At 69.3% G+C, this 8,488-nt stretch carries 13 protein-coding genes and 1 pseudogene; 4 read left to right on the top strand and 10 right to left on the bottom strand.

Going from position 1 to position 8,488, the window contains the following annotated elements; all coding sequences use genetic code 11:
• The first annotated feature begins 15 nt into the window (after positions 1 to 15).
• Complete coding sequence (locus tag VGB60_RS13315) at positions 16 to 129, top strand: hypothetical protein (protein ID WP_414644456.1); 114 nt, start codon at positions 16 to 18, stop codon at positions 127 to 129.
• Here VGB60_RS13315 and VGB60_RS02680 read toward each other — a convergent pair.
• The 3 genes from VGB60_RS02680 to purL form a co-directional block, all read right to left on the bottom strand.
• Positions 126 to 1,694 carry an alkaline phosphatase D family protein gene (locus VGB60_RS02680; protein WP_331036738.1) on the bottom strand — a complete coding sequence of 523 codons (1,569 nt, stop codon included), beginning with the start codon at positions 1,692 to 1,694 and terminating at the stop codon, positions 126 to 128. The two genes, VGB60_RS13315 and VGB60_RS02680, sit on opposite strands and share 4 nt — an antisense overlap.
• Positions 1,695 to 1,923: 229 nt before the next feature.
• Positions 1,924 to 2,343 carry a DUF305 domain-containing protein gene (locus tag VGB60_RS02675; RefSeq protein WP_331036737.1) on the bottom strand — a complete coding sequence of 140 codons (420 nt, stop codon included), beginning with the start codon at positions 2,341 to 2,343 and terminating at the stop codon, positions 1,924 to 1,926.
• A gap of 1 nt (position 2,344) precedes the next feature.
• A complete protein-coding gene (purL, locus tag VGB60_RS02670) occupies positions 2,345 to 4,543 on the bottom strand; it encodes a phosphoribosylformylglycinamidine synthase subunit PurL (RefSeq protein WP_331036736.1) in 2,199 nt (732 codons plus the stop codon).
• Between the two features lie 101 nt (positions 4,544 to 4,644).
• Here purL and VGB60_RS02665 point away from each other — a divergent pair, with 101 nt between their 5' ends.
• The gene (locus VGB60_RS02665; RefSeq protein WP_331036735.1) at positions 4,645 to 4,803 is read left to right on the top strand and encodes a hypothetical protein; all 159 of its coding nucleotides are present in this window, start codon (positions 4,645 to 4,647) and stop codon (positions 4,801 to 4,803) included.
• The gene (locus VGB60_RS02660; RefSeq protein WP_331036734.1) at positions 4,803 to 5,036 is read left to right on the top strand and encodes a Tat pathway signal protein; all 234 of its coding nucleotides are present in this window, start codon (positions 4,803 to 4,805) and stop codon (positions 5,034 to 5,036) included. The genes VGB60_RS02665 and VGB60_RS02660 overlap by 1 nt, the downstream gene beginning before the upstream one ends.
• Before the next feature lie 170 nt (positions 5,037 to 5,206).
• On the opposite strand, the gene VGB60_RS02655 is transcribed toward VGB60_RS02660, so the two are convergent.
• Positions 5,207 to 6,010 carry a hypothetical protein gene (locus tag VGB60_RS02655; RefSeq protein ID WP_331036733.1) on the bottom strand — a complete coding sequence of 268 codons (804 nt, stop codon included), beginning with the start codon at positions 6,008 to 6,010 and terminating at the stop codon, positions 5,207 to 5,209.
• Between the two features lie 120 nt (positions 6,011 to 6,130).
• Between VGB60_RS02655 and VGB60_RS02650 the strand changes: the two genes are divergently transcribed.
• Complete coding sequence (locus VGB60_RS02650) at positions 6,131 to 6,370, top strand: hypothetical protein (protein WP_331036732.1); 240 nt, start codon at positions 6,131 to 6,133, stop codon at positions 6,368 to 6,370.
• Positions 6,371 to 6,375: 5 nt separating this feature from the next.
• On the opposite strand, the gene purQ is transcribed toward VGB60_RS02650, so the two are convergent.
• From purQ to VGB60_RS02620, 6 genes and pseudogenes are all read right to left on the bottom strand, one after another.
• Positions 6,376 to 7,038 (bottom strand): phosphoribosylformylglycinamidine synthase subunit PurQ, encoded by a 663-nt coding sequence (purQ, locus tag VGB60_RS02645; protein ID WP_331036731.1) that lies wholly within the window; start codon positions 7,036 to 7,038, stop codon positions 6,376 to 6,378.
• A gap of 11 nt (positions 7,039 to 7,049) precedes the next feature.
• Complete coding sequence (locus VGB60_RS02640) at positions 7,050 to 7,535, bottom strand: hypothetical protein (RefSeq protein ID WP_331036730.1); 486 nt, start codon at positions 7,533 to 7,535, stop codon at positions 7,050 to 7,052.
• Complete coding sequence (locus VGB60_RS02635; protein ID WP_331036729.1) at positions 7,516 to 7,983, bottom strand: YbhB/YbcL family Raf kinase inhibitor-like protein; 468 nt, start codon at positions 7,981 to 7,983, stop codon at positions 7,516 to 7,518. The genes VGB60_RS02640 and VGB60_RS02635 overlap by 20 nt, the downstream gene beginning before the upstream one ends.
• Before the next feature lie 57 nt (positions 7,984 to 8,040).
• On the bottom strand, positions 8,041 to 8,172 hold the full coding sequence (locus VGB60_RS02630; protein WP_331036728.1) for a hypothetical protein: 132 nt from the start codon (positions 8,170 to 8,172) through the stop codon (positions 8,041 to 8,043).
• On the bottom strand, positions 8,169 to 8,405 hold the full coding sequence (gene purS / locus VGB60_RS02625; protein WP_331036727.1) for a phosphoribosylformylglycinamidine synthase subunit PurS: 237 nt from the start codon (positions 8,403 to 8,405) through the stop codon (positions 8,169 to 8,171). Before purS ends, VGB60_RS02630 begins: the two co-directional genes overlap by 4 nt.
• Positions 8,405 to 8,488 (bottom strand): annotated as a pseudogene (locus VGB60_RS02620) (phosphoribosylaminoimidazolesuccinocarboxamide synthase); the annotation flags it as partial. The gene purS and the pseudogene VGB60_RS02620, both read right to left, overlap by 1 nt.

Here is an 8,488-nt window from a genome sequence, read left to right as displayed (position 1 = left end):
CAGCGCTATCACGCCTTGATCGACCGCCAGACCTACGTGGAGGGCGAGGTGCAGGACCTGCTGGACCGGCTGTTCGACGGCAAGCCGGACAGGCTGGTCGCCCTGCTCGCGGACCGTCCCGACCTTTAACCCGCCATCACCCGCGCGGAGCCGCTCTCGACCGCGAACGTGGCCCGGGTGGTCAGCGTCCCCATCTTGTCCGACACCTTGTCCAGCACCTTGAACTCGGTCTTCCAGACCTCGGGAGTCACGTCGCAGACGACATAGCCGCGCTGGGCGTTGTTGAACTTCAGGAACGGGTTGTCGGCGAGGTAGCGGCGGCCGTCGGCGCGCTGGTCCTGACCGTCGCCGGACGAGCTGATCGAGGTCGTGACGAACTCGGCGGCGACCGGCGCGCCTTCCGGGTTGCGGCTGTCGAGGTGCAGTTCGCCGGCGTAATTCTGGTGCTCGTCGCCGGTCAGCACGATGGTGTCGCCGATGCGGCGATCCTTGATCCGCTGCAGCAACCGCTTGCGTGGGATCGCATAGCCGGCCCAGGTGTCGAGGTTGTAGCCCGTCTCCGGCCCCTCCTTGCGGTCCAGATCCATGACCATGATCTGCTGCGCCAGCACCTTCCAGCGGGCGTTCGACCGGTCGAGGTTCCGGTACAGCCACGCCTCCTGCGCCTCGCCCAGCACCTGGGCCTCGGCGGCGGCTACGGCGTCGCAGGTCGACGCCCAGGCGTCGCCGCAGGGCTGGTCGGTCCGGTACTGGCGCGTGTCGAGGAAGTTCAGGTCCATCAGGTCGCCCCAGCCGGCCTGACGGTATAGCTGGATGTTGGCCCCGCGCGGGAAGGCCGAGCGGCGCAGCGGCATGTGCTCGTAGAAGGCCTGCGCCGCCGCCTGCCGCCGCAGCAGGAAGGTCTCGGGCGGGACGCCGTCGTCGGCGGCCGAGACCCAGTTGTTGGCGATCTCGTGATCGTCCCAGGTGACGAACCACGCGGTCGCGGCATGGCTGGCCTGCAGGTCCGTGTCCATCTTGTACTGGGCGTAGCGGCGCCGGTAGTCGTCCAGCGAATAGGTCTCGCCGCCGACGTGCTGGCGCGGGTTCTCCATCGTCCCGCCCGAGCCGGTGTAGGTCCGGCTGCCGCGCCCTTCGTAGATGTAGTCGCCGTAGCAGTAGACGAAGTCGAGGTCCTCGGCCGCCGCCTTGCGGTGGGCGGTGTAGAAGCCCTGCTCGTAGGCTTGGCACCCCAGGACGCCGAAGCGGGCGCGCGCGACCGCCGCGCCGGCGGCCGGCGCCGTCTTGGCCCGGCCGGTGGCGGTCCGTTCGGTTCCGGCGATGAAGCGGTAGAAATAGTCGCGGCCGGGCTGCAGGCCGGTGATCTCCACATGGACGGCATGCGCCATCTCCGGGCGGGCGACGGCCTCGCCGGACTGCGCCACGTTGGAGAAGCCGCGATCCGTGGCGACTTCCCACTTCACCGGCACCGGCTGCGACGGCATGCCGTGACCAATCTCGAGCGGGCGGGGGGCTAGCCGGGTCCAGATGACAAACCCGTCCGGGGCCGGGTCACCCGCGGCGATGCCCAGCTGAAACGGGTATTCGGCGAAGACGGGATCGGCCAGGGCCTGGCGGCCGGCGCTCGCCACAGCGCCACCCGCGCTCAGACCCAGCAGCAGTCCGCGACGGGACAGCGAATTGAACAAGGGCATCACGACCTCCGGACTGAGGCCCGACCTAGCCCGGAAATGTGACGACCGTCACCGGGTCACGGCCGCTCATTTCCTCGTCCTTCCGGGGCTGGGCCGGCGCAGCCGGGCCGGAACCCGGAACCCAGGGGGCCGGTCACGGAAGGCCGCGGCTGCGGTCAAGGCCTGGGTCTGGTCTCCTGGCTTCCGGGTTCCGCTGCGCGGCCCCGGAAGGACGAAGGAAGGGCTGGGGCTACTGGCCCGTCGGCCTCCACGCCTGCATCTCCGCGATCTCGCGGGTCTGAGCGTCCTTGACCGTCTGCGCCATGCGCCGGATTTCCGGGTCGCGCGACTGCGCCAGCGCCACGTCCGCCATGGCTACGGCGCCGCGGTGGTGTTCGACCATCTTGGCGATGTAGGCCTCGTCGATCGTGCCGCCGGAGGCCGCCATCATGCGCTCGTGCATCGCCGCTTCCGAGGCCTTGAACGCCTGATCGCCCGCCGAAACCGCCGTGTGACCGGTTCCGTGCGACGGCTCGGCCGAAGCCGTCTCGCGCGTGACGGCCGAGTGGTTGGCGGCGGCCGTGTCGCGCAGGGCGCTCTCGACCGGGTCGCCGCCGCCTTCGCAGGCGGACAGCAGCGTCAGGGCCGCGAGGGCGAGCGCGAGGCGCATGTCAGGACTCCATCCAGTTCGGCATCCATGACTCGTGCATTTCGCGCAGGTGGTCCAGCGGAAGACGGAACAGGTCCCCGGACACGAAGTCGCGCCCCTTGGCCCGGCCGACCACGGAGGCGTGGAGCCCGGCCTTCTGCGCGGCGGCGATGATGCCGGTCGCGTCGGGCGTGGCGGCGAGGTAGCGGGCCTGGTCCTCTCCGAACAGCAGGATGTGGGCGTGGCTGGGCGAGGTGGCGTCAAGCTCGACGCCGCAGTCACTGGCCAGCGCCATGTCGGCCGCCGCGCCGATCAGGCCGCCGTCCGACAGGTCGTGGACGCAGGTCAGGTCGCCCGCCTCGATCAGGCCGCGAACGAAGTCGCCGGTCACCCGCTCCAGCGCCAGATCGACCGGCGGCGGCGCGCCGTCCTCGCGACCCAGCACCTCGCGCAGGTACAGGGACGAACCCAGCTCGCCGACGGTCTCGCCGATCAGCACCAGCACATCGCCCTCGGCCATGGTCCCGTAGCCGGTGACGATGTCGTAGTTCGACAGCAGGCCGACGCCTCCGACGGTCGGGGTCGGCGGAATGGCCGCGCCATTGGTCTCGTTGTAGAGGCTCACGTTGCCGCTCACGACCGGGAAGTCGAGCACCCGGCAGGCCTCGGCCATGCCGTCGATGGCGCGGACGATCTGACCCATGATCTCCGGCCGCTGCGGATTGCCGAAGTTCAGGTTGTCGGTGATGGCGACGGGCCGCGCGCCGACCGAGGTCAGGTTGCGCCACGCCTCGGCCACGGCCTGTTTGCCGCCCTCGTAGGGGTCGGCCAGCACATAGCGGGGCGTGACGTCGGATGTCATGGCGAGACCCTTGCCCGTGCCGTGCACCCGCACCACGCCCGCGTCGGCCGCCGTCGCCGAGTCGTGCAGGGTGTCGGCCATGACGTGGCGGTCGTACTGCTCCCAGATCCAGCGCTTGGACGCCATGTCGGGGCAGCAGACCACCTTGATCACGGCGTCGACCCAGCTTTCGGGGGCGGGGACGTCCTTGTGGTCGAGGCGCGGCTGCAGCGCGGGCTGGACCCACGGCCGGTCGTAAAGCGGCGCGTCGTCGAACAGGGGCGCCAGCGGCACGTCGCAGACGGTCTCGCCGTGATGCTTAAGCACCAGCCGACCGGTGTCGGTGGTGACGCCGATGACGGCGGCGTCGAGACCCCACTTCTCGAAGATGCGATGGCCGTCGTGTTCGCGGCCGGGCTTCAGCACCGCCAGCATCCGCTCCTGGCTTTCCGACAGCATCATCTCATAGGCGGTCATACCCTCTTCGCGCTGGGGCACGGCGTCCATGTTCAGCTCGATGCCGACACCGCCCTTGCCGGCCATCTCGACCGAGGACGAGGTCAGGCCGGCGGCGCCCATGTCCTGGATCGCGGCCACGGCGCCGGACGCCATCAGCTCCAGCGTCGCCTCGATCAGCAGCTTCTCCGCGAACGGGTCCCCGACCTGCACAGTCGGCCGCTTCGATTCCGACTCGTCGTCGAACTCGGCCGAAGACATCGTCGCGCCGTGGATGCCGTCGCGGCCGGTCTTGGAGCCGAAATAGACCACCGACAGACCGGGCGATGGGGCGGCCGAGTAGAACAGGCTGTCGGCCTTGGCGACGCCCACGCACATGGCGTTGACGAGGATGTTGCCGTTGTAGCCGCGGTGGAAATTGGTTTCGCCGCCCACGGTCGGCACGCCGACGCAGTTGCCGTAGCCGCCGATGCCGGAGACCACGCCCTTGACCAGCCGCTTCGTCTTCTCGTGAGAGGGATCGCCGAAGCGGAGGGCGTTCAGCAGGGCCACCGGCCGGGCGCCCATGGTGAAGACGTCGCGCATGATGCCGCCCACGCCGGTCGCCGCGCCCTGATAGGGCTCGATGAAGCTGGGGTGGTTGTGCGACTCCATCTTGAAGATGCAGGCGTCCCCGTCGTCGATGTCGATGACCCCGGCGTTCTCGCCCGGTCCGCAGATGACGCGCGGGCCCGTGGTCGGGAATTTGCCGAGGTGGATCTTCGAGGATTTGTAGGAGCAGTGCTCGGACCACATCACCGAAAAGACGCCCAGTTCGACGTTGTTGGGTTCGCGCCCCAGCCGGTCGAGAACGACCTGATATTCGTTCGGGGCCAGGCCGTATTCGGCGGCCAGTTCGGCCATGGTCTTTTCGGGAGCGCTCATGGCCCGCGCTCATAGCGGTTGAACGGGGGGCTGTCAGCCGCCGTCCAGCGGAACATCGGCGCGGCGCCTTCATTCACACTGGATCAGCACAGGAGGCCGCCATGACGGATCAGCCCGTCGATCCCGCCGCTACGCCAGAAGACCCCGACGCGCCCGAGATCGCCGCCGACGACGCGGGGGCCAGCGCCATCGCCGAACGGGCATCGAAGGAAGCCGCCAACGATGACGAGGGCGAGGGTCTCGACGGGGAGGGCGTCTGATGGCCCGCACGCCGGCCGAGACCGCGCCGACCCCGCCGGACCACCAGCAGATGGATCGGTCCAACGATCCGGCGGCAACGGCGGCTATGGACGCGGCCGCTCCCGGGCAGGCCATGAAGAGCCGGCGCCAGCGCCTGACCGGCTCCGCGACGGGAGTCGGCAGCGTCGGCTATGACGAGGACGGCGCGTTCGACGTCGGCGATCCCGACAACGACCCGCGCGAAGAGGCGTAGCTCCCCCTCCGAACACCTGTCCTTCCGGGGCCGCGCAGCGGAACCCGGAAACCAGGAGGCCGGGCGCTAGCAGGACGTGCAGCCGGCAGCCGGTCAGGTCCCCTGGGTTCCGGGTTCGGGTCCCGGCTGCGCCGGCCCCGCCCCGGAAGAACGGGGAGGAAGGACCAGCCCTAGGCCGCCGTCGGCCGCTCGGTTCCGGGCCGCAGCCGGAAGCTCAGCACCACCGCCCCGACCAGCACCGCCACCGCGGCGGCGAGGGCGAAGTAGGCGAGGGGGGCGTTGCGCTCCTGCTCCGCCACGAAGGCGCCCAGCAACCCCCAGGCGATCGGAATGGCGTAGGCGACGGTTCGGATTTGCTGCGTCACGGCCAGGGCGACAAGCGCAACGATCACGATCGCCAACATGGCCCAGACCGTCGGGCTCAGGACGGACGGCAGGTCCCCGTTGCCCGTCGCGACGGTGATCAGGTTCAGCGGCGCGGCCACGGTCAGCCAGCCCGCCAGCAGCGCCAACGGCCACAGCGTCATCCAGCGGTCCCGGTCTCGCTTGTCGAGGGCCCGGATCACGCCGGCGTTCCGCAGCAGCGGGATCAGCAGCACGGTCAGCGAACCGAAGATCAGCACGATGGTCGCCACCTCCTGATCCAGCGCCGCCGCCACGATCCACAGGCCGATGCCGAGGAAGGCGAGGGCCGACGGCCAGCCGAAGCGGTGGATCATCAGGCTCTCGCCCGTCTGCGGCAGCACCTGCCGGACGGCGTAGATCAGGACGCCCAGATAAATGACGCCCCAGATGGCGAAGGCGTAGCCCGCGACTTGAAGGGTCGCGTCGCTGTCGGCCGAGAACTCCTGCGCCGTCTGCCCCCAGCCCATGGCCGTCTGGGCCTGGCCGATGATCACGGCGAAGACCGCGGTCGCCAGCACGATCAGGCGCCGCGTCATCTGGGCGGATGTGGCTTTCACGATCGAGGACATTGGGGGCGGCTCCGGGCGGGGATCCCTGAACTACGTTCCGCGGCGGCCAAGGTTTCACCCTCTGTCGGGAACGGGCCTGAGCGGCACGGGTTGGATCAGGAACACTGAAGGAGACCTTTCATGGCCGACACTGATCCCGCCACGCCCGCTGAAGCGCCGGTTTTCGAAACCGACACGGTTCAGGCCGACCGCGCCCGCGAGCAGGGACTGGGGCTTGGCGAGCGGGAGCTTCAGGCCCAGCGCGACCCGGGCGGCGTGCGTACGGCGAACGAGGACGACGCGGACGCGTTGGACCAGTCCCTGGCGGTTCAGGGCGACGACGAGGCGCAGACGGAGCGGACCGCCAACCCCGAGGTCTGACCCCGTCAGGCCGCGGCGTAGATCGAGCGGAACAGGGTGGCGCCGTCAGCCGAGCCGAGCTCGTCCTCGAACGCCCGGTCGGGGTGTGGCATCATGCCCAGCACATTGCCCCGCGCGTTCTGAAGGCCCGCGATGTCGTTGACCGAGCCGTTTGGGTTGTCGACGTAGCGGAACACGACCTGCCCCTCACCCTCGATCCGCGCCAGCGTCTCGGCGTCGGCGAAATAGTTTCCGTCGCCGTTGCCCTGGGTCATCACCACCTCGGCCTGGCCTTCATAGCCGGCTGTGAAGCGGGTCTGGCCGTTGGCGACCGTCAGGCTTATCGGCTTGCAGACGTATTTCAGGCCGGCGTTGCGCAGCAGGGCGCCGGGCAGCATCCCGGCCTCGCACAGGATCTGGAAGCCGTTGCAAACCCCCAGCACGGCGACGCCGTCGTCGGCCGCCTTCTTCACCGCCTGCATGATCGGAGACTGCACCGCCATGGCCCCGCAGCGCAGGTAGTCGCCGTAGGAGAAGCCGCCCGGCAAGACGATCAGGTCGAGGCTGGCCGGCAGCTCCGTCTCCTGATGCCAGACCATCTGGACCTGTTCGCCGGTCGAACGCTCGACGGCGACCTTGCAGTCGCGGTCGCAGTTGGAACCCGGGAAGACGATGACGGCTGCGCTCATGGCGCGGGCGTTTAGCAGGGTTCGCCGGGCCTGTCAGGCGGCGCCGCAGGATTCAACGCCGCGCCGATACGCGGATGCGAGGTCGACAGCCCAAGCGACAGCGCCACGTAGAACTCGAGCATCAGCCGGTGCTCGTCGTCGTCAAGCGCAAGCCAGCGGGCCGCGATCGGCCGTCGGCGCTCTCCCGGAAAATCTCCCCGCAACGCTCCGACCTGCATGTCGACGCGATCCGCGCCGGCTTCACGTCGTCCCGAAGCCGAGAGAGACAGGCGCACAGACGAACCCAGCATGCGCCGCTCGGGGATGTGAGGTGGGCTGCCCACACTCACCGGCTCGTCGTCCTGATAGAAGACGTAGAGAGCGGATTTCGACGGCAGACGGGCCCGCGTGAGCGGCTTCAGGGGCTGGTCCATCAGGTCGCGAAACAGCCTGGGCAGGGCCGCGAGCCTTTCGGTCGCCGCCGCCGTCGTGCCTGCTTCAGGAGCCGGTGTTTTCATAGATGGCGGTGATCGAGGCCTTGGCCAGCGTGTGGAAATGCAGGTTGAAGCCGTATTTGGCGCCGCTGTCATCGCCCGTGACGTCAAGCTTGTCCATATCCACGGCGAAGACGGTGAAGATGTACCGGTGCGGGCCGTGGCCGGGCGGCGGCGCGGCCCCGCCGAAGCCGGGTTCGCCGAAGTCGGTCCGGCCCTCGACCGCGCCGGCGGGCACGGCGGCGCCCTCGGCCAGTTCGGTCACGTCGGCGGAAATGTTGGCGACCGTCCAGTGCCAGAACCCCGAACCGGTCGGCGCGTCGGGATCGAAACAGGTGACGGCGAAGCTCTTTGTCCCCTCCGGCGCGCCGTCCCAGCTGAGGTGGGGCGAGCGGTTACCCTTCGCCTGCACCTGCGCGTCGGGCAGGGTTTCGCCGTCGCTGAAGCTGTCGGACGTGACCGTGAAGGCCATGGATCGCTCCTCGCTGTGTTGGGGACTGACCCTAACGCACGATGCCGGCTCGGGTCGCTAGTGGGCGGCCTCTTTCGCGGCGGGCGTGAAGGCGGAGTCGTCCGTCAGGCCGCCGGCCAGGGCGGCGGCGAAGATCAGCACGCAGACCAGCACGAAGGCCGCGACCGAGAACTGGATCAGCCGCTTCACGCGACCTCGATGCGGTAGCTTTCGATCACGGTGTTGGCGAGCAGCTGCTCGCACATCGTCTTCGCCTCGGCGGCGGGATCGGCGGCGCCGTCGAGGTCGAACTCGATCATCTTACCGACGCGGGCGTTGGCGACACCGCTCCAGCCGAGGCCATGCAGCGCGCCCTCGACGGCCTTACCCTGAACGTCCAGCACGCCTGGCTTCAGGAACACATGAACCTTCACCTTCGCCATCAGTGCAATCCACCCTGAATCACGGTCGGCATGTCCTTCATGATGCCGAGGCGGCGGGCCACCTCGGTGTAGCTTTCGATCAC

The sequence above is a fragment of the Brevundimonas sp. genome, from assembly GCF_036399195.1.
Classification (GTDB): Bacteria; Pseudomonadota; Alphaproteobacteria; order Caulobacterales; family Caulobacteraceae; genus Brevundimonas.
Note: the sequence above shows the minus strand (reverse complement) of the source record. Positions and strands in the feature narration are given on the sequence as shown.